This window comes from Lactobacillus sp. ESL0680, assembly GCF_029392855.1.
Taxonomy (GTDB): domain Bacteria; phylum Bacillota; class Bacilli; order Lactobacillales; family Lactobacillaceae; genus Lactobacillus.
This window is the reverse complement of the sequence record NZ_CP113945.1, coordinates 172,335-198,849: the sequence shown is the minus strand read 5'-3', so window position 1 is coordinate 198,849 and position 26,515 is coordinate 172,335. Positions and strand designations below refer to the sequence as shown.

Annotated in this window: 30 protein-coding genes; 3 read left to right on the top strand and 27 right to left on the bottom strand. The window is 39.6% G+C overall.

The features are described from left to right. Positions 1-5 precede the first annotated feature (5 nt). The 10 genes from OZX58_RS01005 to yaaA all read right to left on the bottom strand — a co-directional run bounded on the left by OZX58_RS01005 (position 6) and on the right by yaaA (position 7,327). A complete protein-coding gene (locus OZX58_RS01005) occupies positions 6-797 on the bottom strand; it encodes a tyrosine-protein phosphatase (RefSeq protein WP_277141125.1) in 792 nt (263 codons plus the stop codon). A gap of 84 nt (positions 798-881) precedes the next feature. Beyond that, positions 882-1,430 carry an NADPH-dependent FMN reductase gene (locus OZX58_RS01000; protein WP_277141124.1) on the bottom strand — a complete coding sequence of 183 codons (549 nt, stop codon included), beginning with the start codon at positions 1,428-1,430 and terminating at the stop codon, positions 882-884. Positions 1,431-1,441: 11 nt separating this feature from the next. Beyond that, positions 1,442-1,981, bottom strand: a complete 540-nt coding sequence (locus tag OZX58_RS00995; RefSeq protein WP_277130781.1) for an NAD(P)H-dependent oxidoreductase — start codon at positions 1,979-1,981, stop codon at positions 1,442-1,444. 135 nt (positions 1,982-2,116) lie between these two features. Then, positions 2,117-2,743, bottom strand: coding sequence for a TetR/AcrR family transcriptional regulator (locus OZX58_RS00990; RefSeq protein ID WP_277130784.1), 627 nt, complete (start codon positions 2,741-2,743; stop codon positions 2,117-2,119). Positions 2,744-2,834: 91 nt separating this feature from the next. Then, positions 2,835-3,056, bottom strand: coding sequence for a hypothetical protein (locus OZX58_RS00985; RefSeq protein WP_277130787.1), 222 nt, complete (start codon positions 3,054-3,056; stop codon positions 2,835-2,837). 456 nt (positions 3,057-3,512) lie between these two features. Then, a complete protein-coding gene (locus OZX58_RS00980) occupies positions 3,513-4,187 on the bottom strand; it encodes an ABC transporter ATP-binding protein (RefSeq protein ID WP_277141123.1) in 675 nt (224 codons plus the stop codon). Position 4,188: 1 nt separating this feature from the next. Next, on the bottom strand, positions 4,189-5,250 hold the full coding sequence (locus tag OZX58_RS00975) for an ABC transporter permease (RefSeq protein WP_277141122.1): 1,062 nt from the start codon (positions 5,248-5,250) through the stop codon (positions 4,189-4,191). Next, the gene (locus tag OZX58_RS00970; RefSeq protein WP_277130793.1) at positions 5,250-5,771 is read right to left on the bottom strand and encodes a TetR/AcrR family transcriptional regulator; all 522 of its coding nucleotides are present in this window, start codon (positions 5,769-5,771) and stop codon (positions 5,250-5,252) included. Before OZX58_RS00970 ends, OZX58_RS00975 begins: the two co-directional genes overlap by 1 nt. A gap of 123 nt (positions 5,772-5,894) precedes the next feature. Beyond that, positions 5,895-6,497: a histidine phosphatase family protein gene (locus OZX58_RS00965; protein ID WP_277141121.1), complete on the bottom strand. Its 603-nt coding sequence runs from the start codon at positions 6,495-6,497 to the stop codon at positions 5,895-5,897. 62 nt (positions 6,498-6,559) lie between these two features. Beyond that, entirely contained in the window at positions 6,560-7,327 is a 768-nt protein-coding gene (gene yaaA / locus OZX58_RS00960) for a peroxide stress protein YaaA (protein ID WP_277141120.1), read from the bottom strand. Positions 7,328-7,388: 61 nt separating this feature from the next. Here yaaA and OZX58_RS00955 point away from each other — a divergent pair, with 61 nt between their 5' ends. Continuing rightward, a complete protein-coding gene (locus OZX58_RS00955) occupies positions 7,389-8,045 on the top strand; it encodes a hypothetical protein (protein WP_277141119.1) in 657 nt (218 codons plus the stop codon). 48 nt (positions 8,046-8,093) lie between these two features. Here the strand turns inward: OZX58_RS00955 and OZX58_RS00950 are convergent, their stop codons facing one another. The 9 genes from OZX58_RS00950 to ulaG form a co-directional block, all read right to left on the bottom strand. Continuing rightward, positions 8,094-9,494, bottom strand: a complete 1,401-nt coding sequence (locus tag OZX58_RS00950) for a glycoside hydrolase family 1 protein (RefSeq protein ID WP_277141118.1) — start codon at positions 9,492-9,494, stop codon at positions 8,094-8,096. Beyond that, positions 9,481-11,391, bottom strand: coding sequence for a beta-glucoside-specific PTS transporter subunit IIABC (locus OZX58_RS00945; RefSeq protein WP_277141117.1), 1,911 nt, complete (start codon positions 11,389-11,391; stop codon positions 9,481-9,483). Before OZX58_RS00945 ends, OZX58_RS00950 begins: the two co-directional genes overlap by 14 nt. 81 nt (positions 11,392-11,472) lie before the next feature. After that, positions 11,473-12,168, bottom strand: a complete 696-nt coding sequence (locus tag OZX58_RS00940) for an L-ribulose-5-phosphate 4-epimerase (protein WP_277141116.1) — start codon at positions 12,166-12,168, stop codon at positions 11,473-11,475. Positions 12,169-12,180: 12 nt separating this feature from the next. Beyond that, positions 12,181-13,062, bottom strand: a complete 882-nt coding sequence (locus OZX58_RS00935; RefSeq protein ID WP_277141115.1) for an L-ribulose-5-phosphate 3-epimerase — start codon at positions 13,060-13,062, stop codon at positions 12,181-12,183. A 75-nt stretch (positions 13,063-13,137) separates the two neighbouring features. After that, positions 13,138-13,776 carry a 3-dehydro-L-gulonate-6-phosphate decarboxylase gene (locus OZX58_RS00930; protein ID WP_277141114.1) on the bottom strand — a complete coding sequence of 213 codons (639 nt, stop codon included), beginning with the start codon at positions 13,774-13,776 and terminating at the stop codon, positions 13,138-13,140. Positions 13,777-13,787: 11 nt separating this feature from the next. Next, positions 13,788-14,093: a PTS sugar transporter subunit IIB gene (locus OZX58_RS00925; RefSeq protein ID WP_277141113.1), complete on the bottom strand. Its 306-nt coding sequence runs from the start codon at positions 14,091-14,093 to the stop codon at positions 13,788-13,790. 30 nt (positions 14,094-14,123) lie between these two features. Then, positions 14,124-15,620, bottom strand: coding sequence for a PTS ascorbate transporter subunit IIC (locus OZX58_RS00920; protein ID WP_277130810.1), 1,497 nt, complete (start codon positions 15,618-15,620; stop codon positions 14,124-14,126). A 4-nt stretch (positions 15,621-15,624) separates the two neighbouring features. Then, positions 15,625-16,101 carry a PTS sugar transporter subunit IIA gene (locus OZX58_RS00915; protein WP_277130811.1) on the bottom strand — a complete coding sequence of 159 codons (477 nt, stop codon included), beginning with the start codon at positions 16,099-16,101 and terminating at the stop codon, positions 15,625-15,627. A 37-nt stretch (positions 16,102-16,138) separates the two neighbouring features. Beyond that, on the bottom strand, positions 16,139-17,212 hold the full coding sequence (gene ulaG / locus OZX58_RS00910; protein ID WP_277141112.1) for an L-ascorbate 6-phosphate lactonase: 1,074 nt from the start codon (positions 17,210-17,212) through the stop codon (positions 16,139-16,141). A 204-nt stretch (positions 17,213-17,416) separates the two neighbouring features. Here ulaG and OZX58_RS00905 point away from each other — a divergent pair, with 204 nt between their 5' ends. Next, positions 17,417-18,178 (top strand): DeoR/GlpR family DNA-binding transcription regulator, encoded by a 762-nt coding sequence (locus tag OZX58_RS00905; RefSeq protein ID WP_277141111.1) that lies wholly within the window; start codon positions 17,417-17,419, stop codon positions 18,176-18,178. Positions 18,179-18,243: 65 nt separating this feature from the next. Here OZX58_RS00905 and OZX58_RS00900 read toward each other — a convergent pair whose 3' ends face one another. Both OZX58_RS00900 and OZX58_RS00895 read right to left on the bottom strand, forming a co-directional pair. Then, complete coding sequence (locus OZX58_RS00900) at positions 18,244-18,987, bottom strand: DUF4811 domain-containing protein (RefSeq protein WP_277141110.1); 744 nt, start codon at positions 18,985-18,987, stop codon at positions 18,244-18,246. Continuing rightward, complete coding sequence (locus tag OZX58_RS00895) at positions 18,984-20,417, bottom strand: MDR family MFS transporter (RefSeq protein ID WP_277141698.1); 1,434 nt, start codon at positions 20,415-20,417, stop codon at positions 18,984-18,986. The genes OZX58_RS00900 and OZX58_RS00895 overlap by 4 nt, the downstream gene beginning before the upstream one ends. Before the next feature lie 236 nt (positions 20,418-20,653). On the opposite strand from OZX58_RS00895, the gene OZX58_RS00890 reads away from it, so the two are divergent. Then, on the top strand, positions 20,654-21,094 hold the full coding sequence (locus OZX58_RS00890) for a MerR family transcriptional regulator (RefSeq protein WP_277141109.1): 441 nt from the start codon (positions 20,654-20,656) through the stop codon (positions 21,092-21,094). A gap of 78 nt (positions 21,095-21,172) precedes the next feature. Here OZX58_RS00890 and OZX58_RS00885 read toward each other — a convergent pair whose 3' ends face one another. The 6 genes from OZX58_RS00885 to trpX all read right to left on the bottom strand — a co-directional run bounded on the left by OZX58_RS00885 (position 21,173) and on the right by trpX (position 26,346). Continuing rightward, on the bottom strand, positions 21,173-22,141 hold the full coding sequence (locus tag OZX58_RS00885; protein WP_277141108.1) for an NAD(P)-dependent oxidoreductase: 969 nt from the start codon (positions 22,139-22,141) through the stop codon (positions 21,173-21,175). 21 nt (positions 22,142-22,162) lie between these two features. Further along, positions 22,163-23,140 carry an amidohydrolase family protein gene (locus OZX58_RS00880; protein WP_277141107.1) on the bottom strand — a complete coding sequence of 326 codons (978 nt, stop codon included), beginning with the start codon at positions 23,138-23,140 and terminating at the stop codon, positions 22,163-22,165. 135 nt (positions 23,141-23,275) lie between these two features. Continuing rightward, complete coding sequence (locus OZX58_RS00875; protein WP_277141106.1) at positions 23,276-23,617, bottom strand: hypothetical protein; 342 nt, start codon at positions 23,615-23,617, stop codon at positions 23,276-23,278. A gap of 59 nt (positions 23,618-23,676) precedes the next feature. Continuing rightward, on the bottom strand, positions 23,677-24,456 hold the full coding sequence (locus OZX58_RS00870) for an ATP-binding cassette domain-containing protein (protein ID WP_277141105.1): 780 nt from the start codon (positions 24,454-24,456) through the stop codon (positions 23,677-23,679). After that, a complete protein-coding gene (locus OZX58_RS00865; RefSeq protein WP_277141104.1) occupies positions 24,446-25,348 on the bottom strand; it encodes an ABC transporter permease in 903 nt (300 codons plus the stop codon). The genes OZX58_RS00870 and OZX58_RS00865 overlap by 11 nt, the downstream gene beginning before the upstream one ends. Next, positions 25,345-26,346, bottom strand: a complete 1,002-nt coding sequence (gene trpX, locus OZX58_RS00860; protein WP_277141103.1) for a tryptophan ABC transporter substrate-binding protein — start codon at positions 26,344-26,346, stop codon at positions 25,345-25,347. Before trpX ends, OZX58_RS00865 begins: the two co-directional genes overlap by 4 nt. Positions 26,347-26,515 lie beyond the last annotated feature (169 nt).

Genomic DNA, 26,515 nt, shown 5'->3' with positions numbered 1-26,515 from the left:
TATTCCTACTTTTCCAAATACTTGTTTCTAATATCATCTTGAACTTGCGGTGTAATCCCCACCGCCTGCTCAAGATAATTGTCTAAATTGCCATATTCTTCGTTAATTGTAATCAGGCTGGTGTCCAAAAATGCATCACTGACTGAACCCAAAACTCGCATGTTAGCCCGAAACTTCTCATTTTCACCATTCTGCTTGAAGCGCCGATCACGGACAGCACGATAATCATTTAACATATAATTTGAATATAAATAATCTTGGCGAATCGTTTCAGAATTAACTCCTAAAATATGCAAAATTAACAGCGTTACTAGGCCTGTCCTGTCCTTACCTTCCGAGCAATGATACAGAATTGCCCCTTGATCTTGATTAGCAATCAATTCCAAAATCTGGTGAAAACTATCTTGACTAGCCTTAGTTAAAATGTGTTTGCGATAACGCCTACACATCATCTTCAACCCGGCGTACTGATCCTGACGATATTTTGCCTTGTTTTCTTCTATTTGACTGCCGCCGCCAGAAGTATTGTCTTCTATCCCCAGCGGCAGCTGATAATATTTAACTCCTGCAACTTCTTTATCAGGATTGAGTTTACATTCTGCCGGCGAGCGTAAATCAATAATCTTTTGCAGGCCATAATCCAGCAAAAACTGTTGGTCCTGTGCCGTAACTTTACTAATATTGCCCGTTCTCAGCAAACGATGCTTCTTTATCTTCCGATTTTCAAAACCACGGTAACCGCCTAAATCACGGGGATTACGGACAGATGCGACTGGTAAAACTACAGGATCAGACATGAAAATACACTTTCTAGCAAAAAAATAACCGGATAGTACTCCTATCCGGTTATTTTACTCTATGCAAAGCATTCTAGCAAAACTTTATTTGGTTGCTTGCTCAACAAAATTGAAAAAGTTATCCATCATACCATCTAATGATTTAATGGTAGCTTCATCAGTTAATTCGCCAGTTTCTTTATCAAATTTATCTGCGGCACCGCCGATTAAAACTTCGTTACCTGGCAAAACATTAGCACTCATATCTGGTGAAAGTAAGATTTCACGCATATCTTCTTGAGCACGACCAGTACCTTGCATGCCGTATGAAGCACCAGCAATAGCAACTGGCTTCATCTTCATTACATTAGGACCAGCATGTGAACCAAGCCATTCCAAAGCACTCTTCAATGGAGCTGGAATAGTGTGGTCGTATTCTGGAGTGGTAATGATAATACCATCAGCTGACTTGATGTCTTCAATCCAAGCCTTGATTGTCTCATCAGCCATTTGCGTTCTGCAGAATGGTGTTAATTTATCAATTTCTTTTACTTCAATTTCAGCCTTATCACTGTAACGCTTAGCAATGAAGTTTGCCAAAAAGCGGTTATATGAAAAGTCTGCATTTGTACCAACAATTGCTAATAATTTCATTCTTGGTCCTCCTACTTAGTAACTTGTGCGTACCATTCGTCAACTTCGTCAAAGAATTGACCTAAGAATTTAACAGTGCCTTCATCAACAAGGTCACCATTATCATCAAATTGTTTTGGTCCGTTACCCATCATAAATTCATCACCATTGAAGACAACTGCGTCAAAACCAGGAGCAGTCAATAAACTCTTCAAACGACCTTGTGAACGTGAAGCACCTTGTGGCATTGGTGAAGTTGACACAATAACAACTGGCTTCTTGTTAAATGGATGAGAAGTGCTTGATAACCATTCAAGTGCACTACTCAAAGCACTAGTAACTGAGTGTTGTTGTTCAGGAGAACCGATTAATACCAAGTCAGCTGCCTCAATTTCTTTACCAAGAGCAGTAACTGATTCAGGTTCTTCTTGACCTTCTTTAAACATTGGCAAGCCCTTTACAGTTGCCAGTTTAAAATCATATCTATCAGCAAAATGCTTAGAAATAAACTTAAGCAATGCTTCATTAAACGAATTATTGGCATTTGAGCCAGATAATGCTAGGATTTTCATAAAAACCCACCTTTCAAAAAAACTAATTTCTATAATGTATTATAGCCTATATGAGTTTTTTTGAACATTAACCTGCTTATTTATTTATTAAATCAAACAAATATAAATAGATTCTTCGCGCTGTGCTTAGTCAAATCAAGCATTGATACTTTTTCTTTGCTTCTTATAATCTTTCACATCAAACAGCGGAATTTTCTTACTCTTACTTAGCCAATCATTTAAAATTGCATCATTAATTTGGGCTGTTAAAACATTAATAACTTGGGTTTGCGAAAAAGTAGCAATTTCATTAACCAATAGTGAAGCAATGCCAATTGTCGTAATCCAATTAGCAACAACAATATTCACGATTTTTTCTTCATCATAATCAGTATCTTGATATTGTTCATTAAATTTTTTAACGCCCAAATCAATTAGCATGTTAGAAATTCGCTTGCTGCCTAATTTACCTTCTACAAACGTCGCGCGAAACAGATTTTGATGTTTTTGAGCATAATCAATATAGGACAGATCCATGTCAATCAAGGGTTTCCCTGTATATTCTTTCTGCAAAACATTATCCTGCAGGTTTTCCGCAATTCTGTCTAAGACTTCTTCCTTAAGTTCGTCCATACTACTAAACTCAAGATATATCGGCTGCGTTGAAAAATGGCCTTCTTTTGCAATATTACGTGCTGTCAAACTTTCAACGCCATCTCTAATTATCATTTTATAGGCAATATTTAAGATCTTGTCTCTTCCTATTTCTTTTTTTCTCGCCATTCGTTTTTCCCTTAAAACTTTCACAATTGTACATTCGAATGATTGAGACTGGTTCGTTAACTTTTTTAGTATTGCTAATTAAGTTAAATACCTAGTTATTACTTTCTAAAAATTGATCGTAATAAGACGAAACCATCTCACTTACTTCCGATTTGCTCAAACCTTGAGAAGCACAAAAAGAAAAGAAAGCTGCAGATAAAATATAACCACGTTCGCGATCATCTGTTAGTTCATCCGAAAACTGAATATTGATACTTTGATTTTGATAATCTGTTGTTAACTCAATTGATTTATCTTCTGGTACTTCGTTCATTTTTTACCTCAGCTTCTAAATTAACTGTCTGTCACATAATTATAATGGCGTGATTTTTATACAGTTATATAACATTAAGTACACTTTAATTAATGATTTTTCGTTATTTTATGATGAGTTACCATTCTTATTATATCAGTAACATCAGCGCTTACAGCTAAAGCTTCAAAATCTTGCTTAAAATCGCCTTGTTCTTTTATCATGCTAAAAATAACAAAGAAGTCATATATTAACTAGCATAATAAACTTTAAAGCTCTTTGTCAAGAACAACTTTTACAGAATATAAATAAACAACCGGCTTTGATAAATAATAACACCAAAAGTAACAAGCTAAAATTTAGCCATTCTCAAAAAAGACGTATTAAATATCTTTATTTTTCGATAATAAACAAAAAAACACACAATTCCTTTATTAATTAAAGCATTGTGCATTTTTATCAAAGATTAAATAACAATTATTTTGTTTGTGTCATTTCGCCATCCATCATCTCGTAAATATGGTCGGCATATTGCTCTAAACGAGGATCATGCGTTACTAGTAAGACTGCCTTGTCATAATTTTTAGCCAAGTTTTTAAATAATTGACCAACCTCATCAACATTCTTACTATCCAAAGATGCCGTTGGTTCATCCGCCAGCAAAATTTCTGGATTAGCATATAAGGCGCGGGCAATTGCAGCTCGTTGCTGCTGACCGCCAGATAATTCACCAGGGTACTTATTAACTAAGGCTGTAATACCTAACTGCTCTAACAATTTTGTCAAAGTAGTCTGATCGATATTGCCCTGTTTTTTAACTCGGTCAACTAATTCAAATTGTTCCTTAACCGTTAAAAATGGGACCAAATTATAAGCCTGCAGGACAAAGCCGATCTGGTTAAGCCGTAAATGGTTACTTTGCTTAGTCGTCAGATTGGCAATATTTTGCCCGTTAATTAAGACTTCACCAGATGTTGGCTTTTGCAGTGAACCCGCAATGGTTAAAAAAGTACTTTTACCAGCCCCAGATGGACCCATAATTAGGACAACTTCACCCTTATTAGCCGTAAAATTAATATTCTTAAGTGCCTTAACTTCTGCAGCACCCTTGCCATAAATTTTTTGGACGTTTTTTAATTCAATGACTGCCATCTTATTCACCTATTGCCTTTGCTGGATCTACCTTCAAAATTGATCTAATTGGAATTAAGCTGCCGATAATTCCCGTCAAAAGCATTCCGCCAGCACCACTCAGCATAATTGCCGGCGTGAAGCTCATTGGTACAACGGCTGGTAATGCTTTAGCAGTCAATAACATTGCGACTAGGCCAATGACTACCCCAACAACCACTAAGATAACTGCTTGACTAACTGTTGCTCTAACCAGCGTACCGCTAGGAATTCCTTGCGCACGCATTACCGCAAAGTTGTGCATCTTTTGCATCGTTAAGATATACATGAAGACCGCAATGATAATCAGTGAAATTACAAAGAGGAAGCCAATCATAAGTTCAAAGGTCATATTTTGAGCAGTATAACCTGGAAGCTTATTAATAAAGGTTTTAATTGGATAAGTCTTGCTGTCAGCATGATGATACTTGTAATTAGAATTACGTGAAATGATTGCCGAAGCCTGCATATCCGGCATTCCCTGCCGCAGCGTCTTCCACGAATTAAGCGAACCATAAACAATTGGCGCAATATTAATCTTGGCATTCTTAGCAAAGCCAACTATCGTATACTTCTTCTTCGAGCCATTCAACTCCAATTTGTCGCCAAGCTTGTAACCCTTAATCTTAAAGGTTTGGTCAGCAACCACTTCTTGCTTGGTTTTAGCCTTGCGACCAGCAATTATTTCTTGGGCACGATAGATAAACTGGGTCTTTTTAAGACCAATAAACTGGGCGGAAATCTGCGGCCGTTTCTTATTTTTAACAACTACCGCTGTTTGACCAACCAGCGCCTCATCTTTACCAATTGTGGCATTTTTTAAGTCAGACTTAGTTAATACTGACTGGTTCATACTGACATTAGCATTCTTATTCAAGACCACTGCCTGCGCGTCCCATGATTCCAATGCCTGCGTATTTTCACTTGCTAAGCCAATTGATAGTGATGATAGAATGAAAATCAGGTAACTGATTAAGAAAATCATCAAAACAATCAGGCCATAACGCAATTTTTCTCGTTTTATTTCTTTAATTGCTAAAAACATTAATTTGACCCCTTTTGTAATAGTTCTAAACTCGCCTTAAAACGAAGCAAAATGTCGTCTTTTTGACTAGGATTTGTGAGCACAGCTCGAATAGCAGCGTGGCTCAAGACCATCGCGCTCCAATTCTGCGGACTTAAATCTGCCTGCTTAGCAGTTTGCGCCGGCTTTGCCAACATGCTTTCGTTATATAAAACATGCATTTTAATTAAGAGTGCATACTTACTGGCATGCGTTTTTTCGACAAAGTTGACCACATTTAAATAAAAAATCTGCGGCTCAAACTCTGACGTAACCTTGATATCGGCATGAATTTCGCGAAGCGCCTGCCCATACAAATAACTGTAAGCATCAAGCAAATCCGTAAAATATTTATAAAAGGCCCCGCGAGCAATCTGAGCTTCCTTAACAATTCGCGCCACCTGTGCTTCTTGAAGCGGATAATGACTAAATTCGTTAAGCAGCGCCTGCGTAATGAGGTCCTTTTTTACCTGCGGCAAGTTAATAAAAGTTGCCTTGACCATTCTGCTACCACCCTTTTCTAATAAAGTGACACCGTGTCACTTTTATTAGATAATATCAATATTGAACTTGCATAGTCAAATATTATGCAAATAAAAAAGATCCCGAAGGATCTTTTTGATTTATTAAAGCGCTAATACTTGATTATAATAGTTGATTCGCGGTGTATGGTCACGATAAGAAATTTTCGCCAAAGCGCAATTTTTCATCGTATCAAAGTAAGTAAAATCGCCATTGGTAAAATAATGCGCGAACATCATCCGAATTAACGTGCCGTGACAAACCACCAAAACTTTTTTACCAGCATAATTTTGCGTGAGATCATCTAAAAATTGCCCGCAGCGTTCATTTAATTCCTCATTGCTTTCGCCATGTGGGGCATATTTGATGTAATTCGCATTTGCCTTCCCCCAAGGATCGACCGCATCAGGATATTTTTGACCTAATTCTGTTAATAATTGCCCATCCCATTCGCCAAAGTTAAATTCAACCAAGCGTTCATCAATCTTGATCTTCTTTTGTCCTTTAGTAAAAATCTGCGCGGTTTCAAGTGCCCGCTTCATTGGACTTGAAAAGACGACATCAAACACAGATGGGTCAAAATTAGCTGCGGCTTTTTCAGCATAAGCGCGACCGGCCTCATTTAATTCCTTATCAAAGCGCGAGCCCTGAATACAACCCGTTTTATTCAAATCGGTTTGACCATGACGAACAAAAACAATTTCCATACTTAAACCTCACTTATTAACTAGGTATATTTTACTATTAGTCTGGAACAATTAATACCTAATTATCGTCTCTTAAAATCAAATTCCGTCCGAAAAACATAAGTATCGATATTACTTTCTTCTGGAGTAAATTTGAAGCCAAAATCACTAAAGTCCTGTAATTGCTCAGGCTTAGTCAGCTGATTTTCCGCAATAAAACGTGTCATTTCTCCGCGCGCCATTTTGGCATGCACGCCAACAGTCTTCCATTGGCCATTCTTTAACTCTTGAAAATCAATGTTAATCATCTGCCGGTTAGCTGCTAAGTATGGGCTGATATTTTTAGAATATTCTTTGGATGCCAGATTTATTAACACTGTTTCATCATTAAATAAATTATCCGCAATCGTCGAGCCCCAAAATTTATATAAATTCGGCTGCTCAAAGCCAATTACTTTATTCTTCATTTCCAAGCGATACGGCCACACACCATCAAACGGCCGCAAAACGCCATATAAGCCCGACAAAATCCGCACCTTGTCCTGCAAATAATCAAGTGCAGGCGCGGTAAACAAATCGGCTGCCATGTATTGATATTGGATGCCGGAATAAGAAATAACTGCTGGCGTTAAATTATCACTCTGCTTTAGATCAAGCAGTGCAATTTGCTTTTGCCCTTCCTTAGCTGTCCGTTCACTTGACTGCCAGATAGCCTTTAACTGTTCTAAACTGCAGCTTTTTAAGTATTGCGCTAATTGCTCAGCTTGCGGTAAGAACTGCGGTGTTGACCGGACTGGAAAAGCTTCACGGTCAACTTTCATTTTCATTGCTGGTGAAATAATAATTTTCATTTTTCGTATTTTCCTTCTTTTAGAGTTAAACTTAATATTATTATATCTAAGGAGAGATTCGATGAATCCTGATTTTGCAATTGTCTTAAATTTTAAACTAACTAACGCCGAAAAGGCCAACGCTGACTTACTGGTCAAAACCGCACGGGATATCGGTGCGCGTGCTGTCGCAACTGATGGTGCCCAAGAAGCCTTTCAAGCTGCCTGCACTAAGTACACGATTGCCCTAGTTAATGAGGGTCTTGGACAAAGTTACACATCCGATAACGTAATTGATGCAATGATTAAGCAGCGTGAAGCCGGCAAAACCACGGTAATTAATTTGACCGTTGCAGAAAACGGTGAATTAACCGATGAAAGCAAAAAACTTTTAACGCCAATTAACGACTGGATGCACATGTTTGGTCATGCCTTCAATGAAAGCGAACCTTGCGCAATTAGTGCCGACGGCGATAGTTTTGTATTGCAAAATCGTCACATGCACTACCAAAAATATGTTTTCGTCAAGCAGCCATTGCCAACGAAGATTACTATTACTGGTTTAACACACGAACCTAACCGCGTTGAATGGATCGAAAAGCGCATTGACCTCAAGTTTACTTATGAAGATAACACATTGGTAATTGACTTGGCCGAACCAGTTGAAGAATTCCCTTGGCAGGTTCTGCGGATTCAAGAACACCGTCCTGAAGATGATATTCTTGAAACTAAATTCTAAATAACGAAAAATACTACGTTTATTAATTTCAAACGTAGTATTTTTTTATTATTCTAAGCCATTATTCTTAATTACTTTTTGATACCAATAGTAACTGTCCTTAGGTATTCTCCTCATGTCCTTTAAGTCAAAGTCGGTCCGGTTAACATAAATAAACCCATACCGCTTTTTAAAACCTTGGTGGGAACTCAAGATATCCATTACTGACCACGGACAATAGCCAAACAGCTCAACACCATCCTGAATTGCATCATAGCACGCTTCAATATGGGCTTTTAGATAATCAATTCGGTATTGGTCGTGAACTTTGCCATCCTCAGTGAGTTCATCTGCCGTACCCAAGCCATTCTCAGTAATAATCATTGGCAGGCGATATTTTTCATAATATTCATTCAAAACCAGCCGCAAGCCAAGTGGATCAATTTGCGCACCGTATTCGGTTGCCTTTAAATGCTCGTTCTTTTTGATTTTGAAATAACCATAAAGGTCAAAATCAATATCACTTACCCGCTCACCAACTGGATGTTCTTGGTCAGCCGGTAAATATTCTGCCGCTAATGTCCGATAATAATTAACCGCAATAAAATCAGGATGAGCACTTGCTAAGACCGCATCATCACCACTGGCAGTTTGCGGATAAATGCCCTGCTCCTGCAAAAAATGCCGGTAGTAACCCGGATATTTACCAAAGCAGTACATTTCCAAAGCATAATTAGTCTTAAAATTATCGTTCATTTTGGCAGCCCAGACATCAAGCGGCTGGTCACTGACTGGATAAGTCATTGTCGATGAGATTGCTGGGCCAATCTTGCCGCCAGCAATCATCTGGTGGCAATCATTCATGGCATAGGCACAGGCTAAGAACATGTGATAATCCATCTGAGCGCGAACCTTCTCGACCTCATCTTGCGGCACATTATCCATATTCATCCGCTCATTGACCCGCACCATCAGGTTTTGCTCATTAATTACCTGCCAGTTCTTGACCCGATCACCAAAAGCCTTAAAACAAATCTGCGCATACCGGCGAAAGGCTCTAACACAATCACGACTAGCCCAGCCATTATATTTTTTAACTAAAGCCAGCGGCAAATCAAAGTGGTACAGGGTCACAAAGGGAATAATATCATTAGCAAGACACTCATCAATCACATGATTATAGAAGTCAATTCCCGCCTGGTTGACGTCCCCATCCCCATCGGGAATAATTCTAGTCCACGCAAGCGAGAAGCGGTAAGCCTTCATCCCCATCTGCTTCATTAACTTAATATCTTCTTGGTAATGATGATAAAAGTCACTGGCGACCTTGGTGTCAGCCTGCTGGTCTGAATGCTTGAACGAATTATAATCCGCAATTGATTCGCCCTTGCCATCTTCATTCCAAGCACCTTCAATTTGAAAGGCCGACGACGAAGCCCCCCACCAAAAATTATCATTAAACTTCTTCATTTGTTACCTTACCCTTAAATTCCATTAGGACACTATCTTGCGTCACTTCATTTTCATCCGTCATTGTGATTTCTGCATCAGAACTAGCATTAGTAATAATTACCGGCGTTGTTAGATCATAGCCAGCCTGCTTAATCTTAGCACAATCGAAACTAACGATTGGGTCGCCTTTTCTTAAGTGTGCACCAACTTCAGTGTGACTGGTAAAATATTTGCCTTTTAGTTCAACCGTATCACGGCCAATATGAATTAATAATTGAATTCCATTATCCAGCAATAAGCCGATAGCGTGCATTGTTGGATATAAAACTTGCACTTCACAATCTTCAGGAGCCACGACCTCGCCGTCTGTCGGGATAATCGCCACGCCCTTGCCCATTGCACCTGATGAAAAGACTTCATCTTTAACTTGGGATAAGGCAATTACTTCTCCTGCTAGTGGCGCCGTGATTTTTTCGTCTTCGGTTGCCGTTACTGGAATCGTCGCTAATTCTTCACTATTTTGACTTGGTAATTTTTCTGGTAAATCTTCAAAGCCCAAGACAACCGTCAAGATACAGGCACCAAAGAAGGCAATCGCACATCCTAACAGGTAACAAACAAAGCCCTTCACGCCGCTGCTGGCATAAACCGGAATCGTCAGAATTCCTTGATTGGCAAAGGCATTACCAAATGAGCCGCCCCAGCCCATTAAGGCACCACCTAACGCACCACTGATAACTGCATAGACCATCGGGCGTTTTAACCGTAAGTTAGTACCATAGATTGCCGGCTCAGTAATCCCAAATAGTGCGGTTACTGTTGCCGAAGCAGAAACAGTTTTCAGATTTTTATTTTTAGTTTTTAAGAAAACACCTAATGCAGCACCAGCTTGAGAAAAGTTAGCCGCACCTGCAAAGGCCAGTAAATTCTGGTGACCGGTTTTAGCAACATCATTAATCCCAATCGGAATAATTGCTCGGTGAGCACCAAAGACAACCAATACACACCAAATGCCCCCAATAAAGGCGCCCAATAAAATCGGGCTAAAGTGCATAATGTAGTAGTAAAGCCAGTTGATAAAGTTACCAAGATAAATGCCAATTGGTCCAAACAGCATTAAAGTTGCCGGTACCATAATTAACAGACAAAGTGTCGGTACCATGATAATCTTCAGGACATCTGGCATGATGCGGTCAATGAAGCGTTCCACATAAGCCAAAATAAAGACGGCAATAATAATTGGAATAACCGATGAGGTATAACTTGCCTTAGTAATCTGCAAGCCGAACAGGGTAACTGTCGCCTTGCCCGTCATCAACCCAACAATTGATGGGTAACAGAGCGTCGCCGCAATTACCATTGCAATATATTCATTGGTTTTAAAAACTTTAGCAGAAGATTTGGCTAAAATAATCGGCATAAAGTAAAACAGTGCATCTGATGCCGCACTTAAAATAATGTAGGTATCGAACTTAGTAATATCCGTATGATAAACATTGGTTGCCACAATAACTGCAATTGCCAAAATTCCTTTAATCATCCCTGAAGCAGCAATTGCTGGAACAGTTGGCGTGAAGATTGCGGCAATCGTATTAATAATTTTGGTTCCTAAACCAACCTTTTCTTTTGGTTCAGTGTCGCCTTCGCTTGTTTCAGAAATCGCAGTCACTTCACCAATCATCGGTTCAATTGCCTCATAGGTTTTAGCAACATTGTTGCCAAGTACAACCTGAAACTGACCATTGGCGTTTAGCACTTGAATAACGCCCTCTAAGTGACTAATTTGGTCACTGTTTGCCTTACTGTTATCCTTTAAAACGAAACGCAATCTCGTAAAACAGCGCTCCAGACTAACAATATTTTCTTTACCCCCGACATTAGTCAAAATGTTTTGAGCTAAAGCTTGGAAATCCATCTTATATATTACCTTTCCAAAAAATAATTATATTAAATTTTAACAACACACTTTAAAATAATTTAACTTTAGCTTTTTTTATTATTTTTGTCCATAATAAGCATTCGGTCCATGCTTACGATAATAGTGCTTATCAAGCAAGTATTGGGGCAATTCTGAGTTTTGATGCGTTAATTCTAAAGTATGAAAATCTTCTTCGGCAACAACCTCTAGAACTTTCGCGTTATACACTGCCTTTGCGGGATTTTCGCCCCAAGCAAACGGCCCATGCTGGCTGACTAGAGCCGCTGGCGTTGCCTCATAATCCAAATGCCGCTCCTTAAAAGTTTTAACAATTGTTTTGCCGGTGTTGCCTTCGTAATCTTCCTCAATTTCTTCCTTAGTTAAGGCGTCAGCTGCGGGAATATTAGTATAGAACGTATCGGCATGTGTGGTATTCAGTGCAGGAATGTCCATTTTGGCTGCCGCAAATGACACTGCCCAAGGTGAATGCGTATGAACAATGCCGCCAATTTTAGGAAAATGATTATATAAATATGTATGGGTTGGCGTATCTGATGACGGATTTTTATCGCCTTCGACAATCTCACCCTTTAAGTTAACCACTACCAGATCATCCGGTTTAAGTTCCTCATAAGGTACTCCCGACGGTTTAATCACGTATAATCCGGCTTCACGATTAATTCCAGATACATTGCCCCACGTAAAAGTTACCAAATTTAATTTTGGCAATGACATATTTGCCTGGTAGACTTCTTCTTTTAACTGTTCAAGCATCTTATTCTCTCCTTATTCAACTGCTTCTTGTGTAATGCCAACTTGGGTGAAAATCTTATCAAAGAAGGCTTTTGCATCCTTAACTTCCTCAAGTGCATTTTCATCGCCGTTATCGCCTGACCACATTTCGATGGTAAAGCTGCCATTGTAATCAAGACGGACTAATTCTCGCAGCAGGCCCACAAAATCGACACAGCCTGTGCCAAACGGCACATTTTTAAATTGCCCTTTGAAATTCGACGTGACTTTTTTACTGTCTTTTAGGTGAATTGCACAGATTGTGTCAATATAATTTTCAATTTCAGCTGGGACATCATTTTCCGGCCAGGCACTCAAATTACCCAAATCTGGATAGGCCTGCAGCCACGGACTTTTTGCCAATTCATGGTAATGACTAATTTTGGATAAATTATTAATAAACGGATCATCCATCGTCTCAATTGACAACATAATATTTTTCTTAGCTGCCATGTGAACACATTTAATTAAATTCTCGACGTAATATTCACGCGACAAGTCCGTCTTTTCTTCGTAATAAACATCGTAACCAGCCATCTGAATATTATGAATGCCTAGATCCACACACAAGTCGACCGCCTTAGCCATCATCTCCAGTGACTTCTGCCGTACCTCAGGATCAGCAGAACCTAGCGGAAAGCGCCGGTGTCCCGACAACATCAAATTGTTAATTCTGGTATTAGTTGACCACATTAAATCGCGAAATTGTTGGCGCTCATCTCGCGTCCAATCAAGCCGTGCCAGCCGCTTATCACTCTCATCAATTGAAAATTCTAAAAAGTTAAAGCCCAATTGATGTACTAAGTTAAAAGTCTCTTCCCAAGACAAATCCTGCGGCAAAGCTTTTTCATAAATGCCTAACGAATTTACTGTCATACTGTTTGCTCCTTACTAAATTTAAAATAAAAGGGAAACCATGAATTAAAATTCACCAGTTTCCCTAATTATTAACTAACCCCAAATATTATTAATTTCGTCCTTGAACTGTTGGGCAACAGCACGTGGATCATCAGCTTCTCTAATTGCCCGGCCAGCAATAAAGGTATAAACAGGAACACCCTTAAACAACTTAAGGATTTCCGGATGAACACCACCAGTAACGGAGACTTTAAAGCCCATCTTGATTAGGTTCTTAACGTTCTCAACATCTTGTTCAGACCATTTTTGTCCAGCAAACTTGGCGTCACGACTTTGATGATAAACAACCTGGTGAATGCCATTATCAAGCCATTCCTGCATCCTATTTGGATCGTCCCAACCTTCATAAAGTTCAACCTGAACTTCGATTTCTTTTTGAGCATTACTCATTGTAGGAACAGTTGCCGCATTAATGCAGGTCATCCAATCGGCACCAGCATCCTTGCATGACTTACCACACTTAGTTCCAGCGTCAGCACATTTAACATCTGCCAAAACGATCTTATCAGGAGCCACCGCCCGCAAATTTCTGACAGCACTCAAGCCATCGCGATAGACTAAAATCGTTCCCGCTTCAACAACATCAATTAAATCTTCAACCTTGCGCAAAACGCTAATTGCCTGAGCAGTATTGTCACTATCTAACGCAATTTGTAATTTTGGTATTGCCATTGTTATCTCCTTTAATTCTTCTTAAATTTAGTTGGAATATCAGAATCGTTAATTTTATCTTCAACTTCTTTAGCCGAAATCACATTTTTAATTCCGATTACTTCGCCGCCGCGCTTCTTAACTTCATCAAACATTTTAATAAATGGCACAGATGTAAAGACGACGTCATAGTTGCGGGCAATTCCCTTAGCTTCTGAAATTGAAGTATGGTCAGCCTGTGTAATCTGATAGCCCATTTTTTCCATTGTCTTTTTAACAGTTCTCATCAACATCAAACTAGTTCCTGAACCGTTAGCACATGCAGTTAAAATTTTCATAATTCTCGTTCCTTTAACTTAAAACAAATATTATTCTTCTTTATGATTTAACTTTTTCCAAGCTGAGTAATCCTCAGTAATTAAGAAGTAACCGTCTGGATCTGCGCGATACTGTAATTGCGGAATTGCCAATAAAGCAATAATGATAATGGCAACGCCGAAGTAGCCTAAGTACTTCATGATTACCGTGAAGAATGGCCAAACAGTAGCCCAGTCGAACATGCCAAGGTAACCGCCATAACGAGCCATGCCAACCCAAGTAGCAATCAGTGCTGACCCAGCAACTTGAATCAAGCCAGAAATATACGGCATAATCATGGCATACTTGTAACCTCCGCGATCGTTAGCGTACAAACCAATCGCTGCATTATCAAAGAATAACGGAATAAAGCCAGCAATTACCAAAGTTGGTGAATGGAAAATGAGCAATAAGAAGATCATCGTAAATTGACCTAAAGCACCAAACATAAAACCAATTGTTTGTGCATTTTGCGAACCAAAGCCTAAAATTGCGGCAACATCAATCCCGGGAACTGCACCAGGCAGCCATCTATCAGAAATACCCGTAAAGGATTCCGTTAATTCGTTAACGAACGTTCTAACACCCAACTGTAAGATAGCTAGATAAACTGAGAACTGCAGTGCTGTTTGCAAAATGTAAAAGACAAAACTCTGACCCTTTTGCATGAAGTGTGCCTTAGTTAAGTAATCTGGTCCTAAGACGATTAAAATTGCACCGATGAACACCAGCATTAACAAGGAAGTTGAAACCATGTTGTCATTAAAAATTGACATAAAGCTTGGTAATTCAATATCTTCAAGGCGTTTATTTTTATTTTCCTTACCCTTTTTCATGGAATGCTTTTCAAGCATTTCCGAAATCTTGGCAAAGAAATACAGACCAAACATTTGTTGGTGGGCAACCGCAAAGCCGGCACCATCAGTTAACTCCTGCGTAATGCCAACCGTTAAGTTAGAACCTACAGCCCAGTAGAGACCTAAGATCAAACTCATAATTGCTAAAATTGAGATTCTGTTTAAATTAGGAAAACAAAACAGAATCAGCCAGAAAGCAGTGGCAGCCTGTTGAACCTGAACATTACCAGTTGTAAAGACCGCTCTTAACTTGGTGTACTTCGAAAAGCGGACCAGCAAGATGTTGATAATATAGGCAAATAATAGCAGCAACATCGTGTCCGCAAAGGAGCGGCCAAAGCGTTGCATAATTCCCGAATTAACGGCATTCTGACCAAAATAGGGGTCAATAATCATCGCACTTAAATGAAAGCGATCCTTCAAGCCGACTAAAATTGGTCTAAAAGTATTAACTAGTCCACTAGACCCAGCTGACAAGATAAAGTAGCCCACTGTCGCCTTTAAAAAGCCAGATAAGACTTCGTACCACTTTTTATGTTCCAAAATATAACCGATTAAAACAATAAAACCGATCATAAATGCAGGTTGTCCTAAAACATTAGTGGCAAAATAGCTCCAAATGGCTAGTAAAACATTCAAAACATTTTGCATTTGCTTACCTACTCTCTTCTTCAGCTAGTTCATACTTATCAATGACCTTTTGATAATCCGCTAAGGTCTTTACCTGCCGCAAATCATCAATTAGACCATCTTCCATCAGCATATTGGACAAATTAGCGATATTTTCCATATGCTGCTTATTATCTTTAGCAGCTAACATAAAGAACAATTGCGCATCTTTTTCTGGATCATCTTGGTCAAAAGAAATTGCTTTCGGGAAAATCGTCAGACCAATCCCCGTGCCCAAAACACCTGAACTGTCTGCTTGTGAATGAGGCATTGCCACTCCAGGTACAATTACAATATACGGACCATATTCTTTGACGTCAGCAATAACTTGGTCAATATATTTATCAGTAACAAGACCATTTGATTTCATAATTTCACCTGAAATTCTCAAGGCATCTTCCCAGTCTTTGGGCTGTTTAGCACTGATATTAATCAAATGATTTTCTAAAAAATAACGTAGCATAACTCCCTCCTATCTTATAAGCAACTAACAAGTAGGCTTATAACAATTCTGGGAACGGCAGATCTGGATCATTCTTGAATGCATCATGGAAGCCGCGATCGTACATGTATTCAAAATTATCCTTATCCTGTGGATAGTTAAATTCGCCGCCGACTTGCCAAATATATGGTTTAAACTTGTATTGCAGACGGTACTTCTTTCTGTTCCATAGAACTAAAATATCTTTTGGATCACTGTAAATATTTGACCAAATGTCATAGTGCATTGGGATAATTACCTTAGTATTCAGGGCTTCACCCATCCGCAATACTTGAGAATCATCCAGTTTATCAGTGATACCACGAGGGTTTTCACCGTAAGCACATAGAGTAACGTCAATCTTATTTTCGTTACCATGTTTAACATAAGTATTAGAATAGTGTGAGTCACCTGAGTGATACAAGTTGCCTCCTGAAGTCTCAAGCAGATAATTTACGGCTAACTTAGCCATTTCTTTTGGCTTGGTACCAGCCAATGTAACATTAGGGTCATCTTCAGTTACCAGTTCAGTTCTGTCAAAAGCTTCTAAAGCCTTAATCGTAACAGCACCAACTTTAACTTCGTCACCTGGCTTGACAACGATAATTTTTTCTTCAGGAACACCCCATGACTTCCATTCATCAGCAACTCCTTGAGGCCCGATAAATTTAGCATTAGGACAGAACTTGTTTACACAAGCTGCAGTATAAATATCCAAGTGATCGTGGTGTGTATGGGTAACACACAAGGCATCCAAATCTCTAATTGCAAAGGGATCAATCACGTATGGCTTGTTGCGCATGTTAGGCTGCAGAGCTTCGCCACCAGTCATCCGCATCATCTGGTGTCCTTTACGCATCTTGCCGTCGCCGTGTGAATGCTTACCAGTACCATTCCACATATCAATGGCAATATTCGTTCCTTCATGGGTCTTCAGCCACATCCCCATACAGCCAAGCCACCAAATTGAAAATGAGTTTTCTGGCACTTTCTTGTCGGCAATTTGCTCATTTAAGTATGTTCCCCATTCAGGGAAATTGTTTTCTGCAAAAACAGCAGGTGTAACTTCATTTATATTTGTCGGTTTTGTCATCTTTTTCCTCCTAAAAGTTTATCTTGTTTGTTTTCAACACAGATTATATTGTATAATGTTATCGCTTTCAATCACATTTTATGATAATTTGTTACTTTTATGGTGTTTTATCATTATCAAAAGCAAAATGTTGTGTTTGATACCTTTTTATGATATTTTTTGATAATAAATTTTAGGAGAATAATATTAATATAGGAAAATAAAATGAAGAATTCATATCAAGAAATTAAAAATAGAAGAAAGAAAATCATTGATTTACTTAATCATGAAAAAACCATTTCATTAGATAATCTCAGTAAAAAGCTCGGCGTCTCAATCATGACCGTTCGCCGAGACTGCAGTAATTTGGCCAATCAAGGGCAAATCGAACAGGAAAAAGGTATTATTTCTCTAGTTAAGCCAGAAGAAATTCCCTTTACAGATTCCGTCAGTTACATCAAGCAGCGAATTGGCAAGGAAGCCTCATCTCATATTGAAAAGCACAATTGGGTTTTTATTAATTCAAGTACAACCGCATTTGAAGCAATACCATATTTATTGAAAAAAGACGTTAATATTCTAACTAATAATGGTTACGCCGGAAACTTGGACATGCATGCCAGCAACAGTCAAATCATCTTGAGCGGCGGTAATGTCAGCCGCAAAATGATTATGAGCGGCGACTTGGCAGTTGAGCCCTTCTTAAAAATTTATGCCGATTGGGCAATCATTGGCTGTGCCGGAATTAGCCTAAGCCGCGGAGTTGCCACACCATTTATTGAAGAAGCCAAGGTTAACGAAGCAATTATCAAGCACGCACGCAAACTAATTGTGGTTGCCGACTATAGCAAATTCAGCCAGTTTTCTAACTTTACCATTTGTCAGGCAACCGACATTGACTTGCTAATTACTGACTCTTTTACACCTAAGAAGATTATTGACGGCTTTATTAAAGCTGGTATCCAGGTCATTCAGGTGCAGCTATAAAATTTAGGCAAACAAAAACAGCAAAAAGTATAAATCATACTTTTTGCTGTTTTAATTTACGCAATTTATTTTAAAGATTTAATAACCTTTTTAAACATTTGCTGTTGAAATTCTTGAGCGTACTGCTTAGCTAGACTAGCTTGCTTAGCCTTATCAGTTGCCAAAGCTGGATTCTTCATCATAGCTTGTTTGATTTGTGCCATGACATATTGCTGTGCCTGCTGCTTCAGCTTTTGCTGAGCTGCTTTAGACTTCATAGCAGCCATTTTCTTTTGCATTGCCTTAACTTGGTCAGTTGATAGATAGAACCAAGTTTTAGGTAAATAGAATGTATTTGAACGTTTAACTAGTTTGTTTTCTAAACCAGAAACACCAAACCATAATTTAGCTGCACTTGAATCAAAACGCCAGCGGGTTTCTTTAACCTTTAATGTTGCTGTGTTACCTGCTACACGCTTAACACGGTTATTAGCCGCCGTTAATTCATTAGCTTGTGTATGACTAGGCTTCTTTTGGTCTAAAGTCTTTTTGTAAACGACAACTGTTTCTTTGCCATTAGTCCCAACTGGCTTGTAAAGCACCATATTCAGGCCATTTTTGGCACTTGCTGGATAAACTTGTACAGTCTTGGTTGTAGTTACTTGATGCATACCATAATGCTCATGGCTGTTCAAAGTTAAGAAGACAAGTGAACTAATTAAAATTACTGCTGAAATAATTGTCGCTGTAATTCGCCACTTAGGCGTTTTAATGAAGATATAACTGATAAAAGCCGCAAGTGCTCCAATAACTAATGTTGCTAAAATCATTTATTATCGCCGCCTTCTAAATTAATATCATGACTAGGAGTACGTTTATCCTTTAAGAAGAATGAAAGGCATAAACCGATAACTGCAAAGACTAATGAGAACATGAATGCTGCATGGTAACCATCCAAAGTTGCAGTTAAGTACTTTTGCTTATAGCTAAAAGGTGCTGCCTTCAATAATGACTTAGCTGGTGCCTTAGCATTAGTAACATTAGTTAACAGGGTAATCATAATTGCTGAACCAATTGATGAAGCGATCTGACGAACTGTGTTGTTTGAAGCCGTTCCGTCAGCGATTAAGTCATCAGGCAAGGCATTCATCCCTGAAGTCGTTACTGGCATGGTAATCATTGAAATACCAAACATTCTGATTGCGTATAAGAAGACAATATAGATATCTGGTGTATCCAAAGTCAACCATAGAAATGGCAGTGTACCTATAATAAGTAAGGACATCCCCAAGGTAACTAAGCGTTTACCACCAATTTCATCAAATAAACGACCGGTAATTGGACTCATTAACGTCATAACTACAGCACCGCCAAGCAAGGTCAATCCTGAGTTAAGTGCGCTCATGCCGTGAACAATTTGCAAGTATAATGGTAAGACTGATTCAACCCCTAACATCGCAATGGTTGAAATTGAAGCCATTACTGATGCTAAAGTAAATTCCTTAGTCTTAAATACCCGTAATTGTAAGAATGGTTTAGGAATTACTAATTGCCGCCAAACAAATAACGCGGTCACAATAACACCAACAACTAGGGCAATATCAACATTCTTTGCGTCCCAGCCATCATTACCTGCAGCGGAAAAGCCGTAAAGTAAACTACCAAAACCTACTGTTGATAATGTTAATGACAACCAATCAAGCTTTTGCTTGGTTGTTTTAAGTACTGGCTTCATAAAGAAGAGTGCCAATACGATAACAACAATCATTAATGGAATTAACATGCCAAACAGAACACGCCAGTTGTAATTATCAATAATCCAGCCAGATAAGGTTGGTCCAATAGCTGGTGCCACCCCGACAACAATTCCCACAAGACCTAAAGCAGCCCCACGTGAATTAGCTGGGAAGATTGATAACATAATTGTCTGCAAGAGCGGCATTGAAATACCAACCCCAACAGCCTGAATTAACCGTGCTGTCAGCAATGTACCAAAGTTCTGTGCACTATAAGCTAAAACTGTACCGCCAAGGAAAATTACCATGGCACCTGTGTACAACCACTTAGTGTTAATTGTAGTTGCTAAGTAAGCTGATAAAGGAATCATGATTCCGTTAACCATCAAGAACCCAGTTGTCAGCCATTGCGCTGTAGCAGTTGAAATATTAAACGTCGACATCAATTTAGGTAATGCTGTTGAAAGTAGTGTTTGATTCAAAACCGTACAGAAGGTTCCAACTAAAAGCACAATAATCAACATTGCTCTACCAAATGAACTTGTTTTATTATCAGCAATTTTTGCCAAAACAGTTTCCCTCTTTCGTATATTTAAACAAGATGTTGTCTAATATAAAATAGTTTGTACTCAATGTCAAATATTTGATATTAAGACAAAAAAATTAACACTGACATTTTTTATGTTAAAATACTTACTAACTAGCTAATAAATTATCTTAAAAAGTTCTATAATAATACTAAGTAAATTAGGAGCAACATATGAAACAAGAGACTTATGCCGAATGGCTGAACCAAATCGTTAAACCTGATAAAATTTACCTTAGTATTCGTGATGCCGCCAGAGCAAGCGATGTCTCTGATACTCAGGTACGCTACTGGATCAAAATGGGCTACCTTAAAACTACCAAGGCAGAGAATGGTGCAATTAAACTTCCCTTCAACCAAATTGCCAAGATTAGAATGATTAAATTCTTTTTAAATGAGGGCTACACCTTACCTGCCGCCGCGAAAAAAATGACCGAATACCAAAAAAATGTCCACTCACTCCTGCACCTATTCTTAGGAAGTATTCATGGCATTAAGCAAGAAAATGACCGGACAATTTTTGACTTAGGGCCACTATCTACTAATCCTAAGCAGCACATTTATGGCATCGAAAGCCAGGAAGATATCAAATTTGTTTTAAAAGAAAAAAATTAACCTGACAATCTTAACTGTCAGGTTAATTAAGCCGCTAACTTCAGCGGCCTTTTTTGTATTCAAAATATTTAGCTGCATCTATAAATATTGCGCAACTTGATTGACCATGTTTTTGGCGCGGCCATCACGCAATAAGGCAATAAGATTTTCCGAAGCCTCATTAGCAATTGCCGTACGGGCTTCCAAAGTCGCAGTACCTGCATGCGGCGTCAACACAACATTATCTAGCGCACACAAGGCTTCCGGCACCTCAGGTTCTTGTGCAAAGACATCGAGCCCGGCACCAGCGATCGTCTTGTTCTTCAAGGCTGTGATTAAGTCATCCTGATTAATTAGCTGGCCCCGCGCCGTATTAATAATATAAGCAGTTGGCTTCATTTCGTTAAAAACACTACTATTAAAAACTTCTTTAGTTTGCGGCGTTAGCGGCGCGTGCAGGGTAATAACATCGGAATCTTTAATTAAAGTTGAAAAGTCCGCATAGCTAACATTAAGTTTCTGTTCCTCAGCAGTACTTAAAGGGTGCCGCTTATTGTAAATAACTTTCATCCCCAGCAATTGAGCAAATTGACCGACTGTACTGCCAATTCTCCCCATGCCATAGATACCCAGCGTTTTGCCATCCAGACTCATGCCCATATTCTGGACCTCGCCAAGATCAGGCCAGTTGCCAGCACGCAAGTCTTGGTCATACACATGAAGTCGGCGCACTGCCGCAAGCAATAACACAATTGTCATTTCAGCCGTCGGCAGCCGGACTGCCTGCGGCGTATTCGCAACCACGATCCCTTTTGCCTGGGCATAAGCAATATCAACATGGTCAAAGCCCACACCACTAGTCGCGATAATTTTCAAATTAGAGCCGGCATCAATTAATTCACGGTCGCCTTTGAGCCCCACCAAGAGTACACCATCATACTCGGGCAGCATTTGTAATACTTCCGCCCGCGAAAACTGTTTATCCTGTGGGTATGTGACATCAAATACTTCCCGTAATTTTTTTATTCCTTGTTCTGGAGCTTTGCCAGTTACCAATACTTTTGTCATTAATTCTTCCCTTTCTAACAGCTAATGATTCAAAGCTGGATCATTAGCTGCCTTAGCAGCCGCAATTGCGGTCTTCTTAAAATAAATCTGCTCAGCGTTGTTATACATTACGTCCGCTAGTTCTTCTGGCGTAAAAATGGTCGTCTTTTCTAACCAAGTTGATAAACTATGGTAGGAATTAAAGGTCGCTGACCAAGGTGCATCACTGCCCCAAATAATTCGCTTGGCACCCAAGATTTCTTTAGCAAGAATCACATCTTGTTGACAACATAAGAATGGCTCTGCAGTTTCACCCTCAATGTCCTGAATTGCGGCAATATCAGTGTAAATATTAGGGTAAGGCTGCCACTGATTAAGTGCAGCCTGCAGGCGGTTTAGGTGGTCCGCACTTGGAAATGACAAGTGGCAAACCACAAAGTCAAGCTCTGGGTACATTCTAGCCAAGTTGGCAATTGCCTCCGGCTGATAACTAGCTTGAGTATAATCACCATAGTCCACAGTCACTACAAAGCCGGGATAATCACTAAGATAATGAAAAATCTGACCAGCACGCGAATCCGTATCCAAGCGAAACGGCGTTGTTAAGTGATACCCAGTCATGCCGCCGCCCTGACTAATCTCAAACTTCATTGCTCTAAAGCCCAGTTGTTCAACATGCCGCTGAACAATTTGCATGTAAAATTCGCTAAAAAGGTCGACAGAAAAGGCCCCAATGAAGCGATCAGGATACTTTTTGATTGCTTGATAAGAATAATAATTCTGAAACCCATACAAACTGCCCTGCAACAAGACTGCCTTATCAATTCCATTAGCTGCCATGACCTTTAACGCTGATTCAGCAGTAAAGGTATCATTACCCCAGCCATCAGGAAATAGCTTTAGCACTGCTTGATTATTATCCCAAATCGCACGGCCATTACCTAAAGGTGTCAGACTGCCTTTGCCATTAAAGCCGGCAAGTGAGCGCACTAGATGAAAGTGTCCATCAATCTTCTTCATTATTAAACCTCCATTGTTAATTCCTAGTTTACTACTAATAAACTAATGTTTTTTAAATTAACTTTCAGCACTGCTATAGCATTTAAACCGAATTATAAACTAAAAACCACGCCCAGTAGTTAGACGTGGTTTTATTTAATCAAAACAATTGATAATTTCTTGAATATCTTTATTCTTTTGCTCTGGCTTAATCTCATCATCATTAATGATCTTAATCGCTTGTTGCACTAAAGAAAATACCTGCTCATCATTTTCATTATCGTTAACTAAATAACTGATCTTGTAATATGACTCGAGCTTTTTCGTACTATTTTCTTCTAGCGCATCTTTAATAAAGCCCTTAAAAATCAACCGTAAATTACGTGACCGCTTGTTGCGTTCCTGACGTTTTTCATAATACGGTAAAAATAATGCTACACAAACAGCTGCAATCTCAGCAAATGCTGTCACCCATTCTGATATTGAACCTAATTCCATGATTTCACCTCTACATTATTATACAAATATATTGCGGAAAAATCACAGTTTTTTCATAATTAATCGTCATTATCATTAAAAGCGGTCATCAGTTCGTCCAAATTCAGCTTTGCCTTTTGCTTATTGTCAAGATTAGCTACCACTTGACCCGAACGTAAAACCAGCAGCCGATTGCCATATTTAAGCGCATCTTCCATGCTGTGGGTAATCATTAAGCAGGTTAACTTTTGATCGGTCACAATCTGACTGGTCTGAGCCATTAACTCACGGCTAGTTTTGGGGTCTAGCGCAGCCGTATGTTCATCTAATAAGAGAATATCTGGTCGCTTAATTGTTGCCATCAAGAAGCTTAACGTCTGCCTTTGACCACCTGACAGGTGTTCAGTTGGCGTGTCCAACTTATCAGCCAACGAATTACCCATCTGAGCTGCGATTTTACGCAGTTCTTCCCGATGAGCCGCCAACCTGCGCAAGTGTAATCCGCGCCGCTCGCCCCGCTTTTTAGCGAGCAGAATATTTTCCGCAACCGTCATTCGCGGTGCCGTTCCCATCTTAGGATCTTGAAAAACGCGACTGATGAAGCTGGTCCTTTTTTCAACTGACTGGTGGGTAATCTCCTGTCCCTGATGCAGTATTCTTCCTGCTGCCGGGGTAATTAACCCACTAATCGTGTTAAAAAGCGTTGATTTACCGGCACCATTAGCACCCACAATGGTAATAAAGTCGCCTTGATTAATCGTCAATGTCAAATCACGTAAAATTTTTGTTTCTGCCGGCGTGTGCTGGTTAACAACGGTTGTCACTTTATCCAAAGTCAAAACTGCCTGTTTACTTTCCATTTTGGCTCACTCCTTTACGTAAAATTCCGTCCAACTTTAACGCGTGCCGCAATTTCGGCAGCATTAGACAAACTGCCAAAATAATAGCCGAAATCAGATTAAGGTCATTAGTTGAAAAGCCTAATTGCAAAACAATCAACAAGACAAACCGATAAATAATACTGCCTAGGATAACGGCAATTAACCGCTGATTAAGCGTTAAATAGCCAAAGACGACCTCACCAATAATAATTGAAGCTAAGGCAATTACGATAATTCCAATGCCCATATTGGCATCTGCGTAGCCATTATTTTGCGCAATTAACGCACCAGCCAGACCAACCAAGCCGTTAGACAAGGTCAATCCTAAAATTGTCATATTCTCGGTGTTAATCCCTAGTGACCGCGCCATCATCTGGTTATCACCCGTTACTATGAAGGCTTGCCCTAAATCAGTTTCTAAAAATAGGGCAATCAAAATGGTAATTAAAATAATTGTCCCGCCGCCAATTAATACACTGTCGAAGTACCGCGGAAGAGTTTGGAAGATTTTAGCTGAGAAAAAGGTCTTTTGCCCTAGCAGTGAAACGTTAGAACCGCCCATAATCCGCAAGTTAACTGACAAACAGCCCGTCATTACCAAGATCCCTGCCAGCAGAATTGGAATATTGCCTTTGGTATAGAGTAAGCCGGTAATTAAACCGCCAGCCGCACCGCCTAAAAATCCTAGAAGTATGGCAACGAGCGGCGATACTCCCTTAGTAATTGCCGTTACCGTAATAGCCGCGCCTAGTGGGAACGTCCCTTCAACCGTCATATCGGCAAAATTCAGTATGCGGAATGTTAAAAACAAGGCGATCCCTAGTAGAGCCCATAACAATCCTTGCCCAATGCTTGAAGTTATTAAATTCATTCGATCACCTTCCCATTTTGTCTAGCAGCACGAACAATCGCTGCTGGAATTTTAATATGTAATTTACGCATTTCCTTTTCATTTATCATGTAGTAGCCGCTTTTGACTGTGGCAACCGGATAAGTTGCCGGATTCTTGCCGCGCAAGACTTTGGCAGCCATCACACCCGCAATTCTGCCCATCTCTTTCTGACTAATAACGTAAGATGCAAGACCGCCATCAGGCATCATCGTCTCTGCACACGGAAAGACCGGAATATTGGCATTGTTAGCAACATTTACCAGTGTCTTCATTGCCGAAGCCACGCCGTTATCTTGCGGGGCATAAATTGCATCAACTTGGCTTACCATCTGACTAGCTACTTGCTGAAGATCATTGGTGTTAGCAATGGTATACATTTTGGGGATCAAACCTGCTCTTTTAACAACTTGTGCAAAGGCGTGGGCGTTGGTCTGCCCGCCATGATCCGATGAAGTATAAATGATGCCGATTTTCTTAGCCCGCGGCATAATTGCGTGCAGTAATGCAAATTGTTTAGAAACTGGATTAAGACCAGAAGTCCCTGTGATATTGCCGCCGGGATGCGCCTCACTTTTGACTAAACCGCTGGCTGCTGGCGTCGAAATCCCTGCCAAAATAATCGGCGTTGTTTTCGGGGCACTATTGGCTAGAGCCTGTGCCGCCGGTGTCGCAATTCCCACTAAGAGTGAATCTTTATTAGCCAGCTGCTGGGACATTGTTTTTAAGTTGCTTTGGTCTCCTTGAGCATTTAGAAAATCAATTTTTAGATTTTTGCCGGTAATTAATCCTTCTTCTTTTAGTCCAGCAACCACTCCGTGATGAATTTGGTCAAGTGCTGGGTGGGTCATCATCTGCAGGATGCCGACACGGACGACCTCTGATTTAGATGCTGTTTGACTAGCAGTTCTGGGAGCTATCGCCAAGTCAACCCCCAAAAACAATAGAATGGCACTGATAAATGCGAGCATTCGTTTCATTTTTTCTCCTTAATTTTTGTTAAATCAGGGCTTTTTGACAACAAAAAAAAGGCAAACCAGCACTTGCTCTGGTCTGCCCTAAGGACGCAAAGCCTGCTGCACGTTTTACCATGCAAACAAACTTCGTCAAGTTAAAAGTAGTCAGCACGGATACAAACTGTTTGCCAGA

What these genes read in the sequence shown, in the direction of transcription:
- OZX58_RS00890 (WP_277141109.1), top strand. Translation starts at nt 20,654, where the DNA reads ATGAAACAAGAGACTTATGCCGAATGGCTGAACCAAATCGTTAAACCT.
- OZX58_RS00990 (WP_277130784.1), bottom strand. Translation starts at nt 2,743, where the DNA reads ATGGCGAGAAAAAAAGAAATAGGAAGAGACAAGATCTTAAATATTGCC.
- OZX58_RS00885 (WP_277141108.1), bottom strand. Translation starts at nt 22,141, where the DNA reads ATGACAAAAGTATTGGTAACTGGCAAAGCTCCAGAACAAGGAATAAAA.
- OZX58_RS00865 (WP_277141104.1), bottom strand. Translation starts at nt 25,348, where the DNA reads ATGAATTTAATAACTTCAAGCATTGGGCAAGGATTGTTATGGGCTCTA.
- OZX58_RS00930 (WP_277141114.1), bottom strand. Translation starts at nt 13,776, where the DNA reads ATGGCAATACCAAAATTACAAATTGCGTTAGATAGTGACAATACTGCT.
- OZX58_RS00880 (WP_277141107.1), bottom strand. Translation starts at nt 23,140, where the DNA reads ATGAAGAAGATTGATGGACACTTTCATCTAGTGCGCTCACTTGCCGGC.
- OZX58_RS00870 (WP_277141105.1), bottom strand. Translation starts at nt 24,456, where the DNA reads ATGGAAAGTAAACAGGCAGTTTTGACTTTGGATAAAGTGACAACCGTT.
- OZX58_RS01005 (WP_277141125.1), bottom strand. Translation starts at nt 797, where the DNA reads ATGTCTGATCCTGTAGTTTTACCAGTCGCATCTGTCCGTAATCCCCGT.
- OZX58_RS00940 (WP_277141116.1), bottom strand. Translation starts at nt 12,168, where the DNA reads ATGCTTGAACAGTTAAAAGAAGAAGTCTACCAGGCAAATATGTCATTG.
- OZX58_RS00900 (WP_277141110.1), bottom strand. Translation starts at nt 18,987, where the DNA reads ATGATTTTAGCAACATTAGTTATTGGAGCACTTGCGGCTTTTATCAGT.
- OZX58_RS00970 (WP_277130793.1), bottom strand. Translation starts at nt 5,771, where the DNA reads ATGGTCAAGGCAACTTTTATTAACTTGCCGCAGGTAAAAAAGGACCTC.
- OZX58_RS00925 (WP_277141113.1), bottom strand. Translation starts at nt 14,093, where the DNA reads ATGAAAATTTTAACTGCATGTGCTAACGGTTCAGGAACTAGTTTGATG.
- OZX58_RS00955 (WP_277141119.1), top strand. Translation starts at nt 7,389, where the DNA reads ATGAATCCTGATTTTGCAATTGTCTTAAATTTTAAACTAACTAACGCC.
- OZX58_RS00935 (WP_277141115.1), bottom strand. Translation starts at nt 13,062, where the DNA reads ATGACAGTAAATTCGTTAGGCATTTATGAAAAAGCTTTGCCGCAGGAT.
- OZX58_RS00905 (WP_277141111.1), top strand. Translation starts at nt 17,417, where the DNA reads ATGAAGAATTCATATCAAGAAATTAAAAATAGAAGAAAGAAAATCATT.
- OZX58_RS00995 (WP_277130781.1), bottom strand. Translation starts at nt 1,981, where the DNA reads ATGAAAATCCTAGCATTATCTGGCTCAAATGCCAATAATTCGTTTAAT.
- OZX58_RS01000 (WP_277141124.1), bottom strand. Translation starts at nt 1,430, where the DNA reads ATGAAATTATTAGCAATTGTTGGTACAAATGCAGACTTTTCATATAAC.
- ulaG (WP_277141112.1), bottom strand. Translation starts at nt 17,212, where the DNA reads ATGACAAAACCGACAAATATAAATGAAGTTACACCTGCTGTTTTTGCA.
- trpX (WP_277141103.1), bottom strand. Translation starts at nt 26,346, where the DNA reads ATGAAACGAATGCTCGCATTTATCAGTGCCATTCTATTGTTTTTGGGG.
- OZX58_RS00915 (WP_277130811.1), bottom strand. Translation starts at nt 16,101, where the DNA reads ATGCTACGTTATTTTTTAGAAAATCATTTGATTAATATCAGTGCTAAA.
- OZX58_RS00950 (WP_277141118.1), bottom strand. Translation starts at nt 9,494, where the DNA reads ATGAAGAAGTTTAATGATAATTTTTGGTGGGGGGCTTCGTCGTCGGCC.
- OZX58_RS00985 (WP_277130787.1), bottom strand. Translation starts at nt 3,056, where the DNA reads ATGAACGAAGTACCAGAAGATAAATCAATTGAGTTAACAACAGATTAT.
- OZX58_RS00875 (WP_277141106.1), bottom strand. Translation starts at nt 23,617, where the DNA reads ATGGAATTAGGTTCAATATCAGAATGGGTGACAGCATTTGCTGAGATT.
- OZX58_RS00895 (WP_277141698.1), bottom strand. Translation starts at nt 20,417, where the DNA reads ATGTTGATTATTGTGCTTTTAGTTGGAACCTTCTGTACGGTTTTGAAT.
- OZX58_RS00965 (WP_277141121.1), bottom strand. Translation starts at nt 6,497, where the DNA reads ATGGAAATTGTTTTTGTTCGTCATGGTCAAACCGATTTGAATAAAACG.
- yaaA (WP_277141120.1), bottom strand. Translation starts at nt 7,327, where the DNA reads ATGAAAATTATTATTTCACCAGCAATGAAAATGAAAGTTGACCGTGAA.
- OZX58_RS00945 (WP_277141117.1), bottom strand. Translation starts at nt 11,391, where the DNA reads ATGGATTTCCAAGCTTTAGCTCAAAACATTTTGACTAATGTCGGGGGT.
- OZX58_RS00975 (WP_277141122.1), bottom strand. Translation starts at nt 5,250, where the DNA reads ATGTTTTTAGCAATTAAAGAAATAAAACGAGAAAAATTGCGTTATGGC.
- OZX58_RS00980 (WP_277141123.1), bottom strand. Translation starts at nt 4,187, where the DNA reads ATGGCAGTCATTGAATTAAAAAACGTCCAAAAAATTTATGGCAAGGGT.
- OZX58_RS00920 (WP_277130810.1), bottom strand. Translation starts at nt 15,620, where the DNA reads ATGCAAAATGTTTTGAATGTTTTACTAGCCATTTGGAGCTATTTTGCC.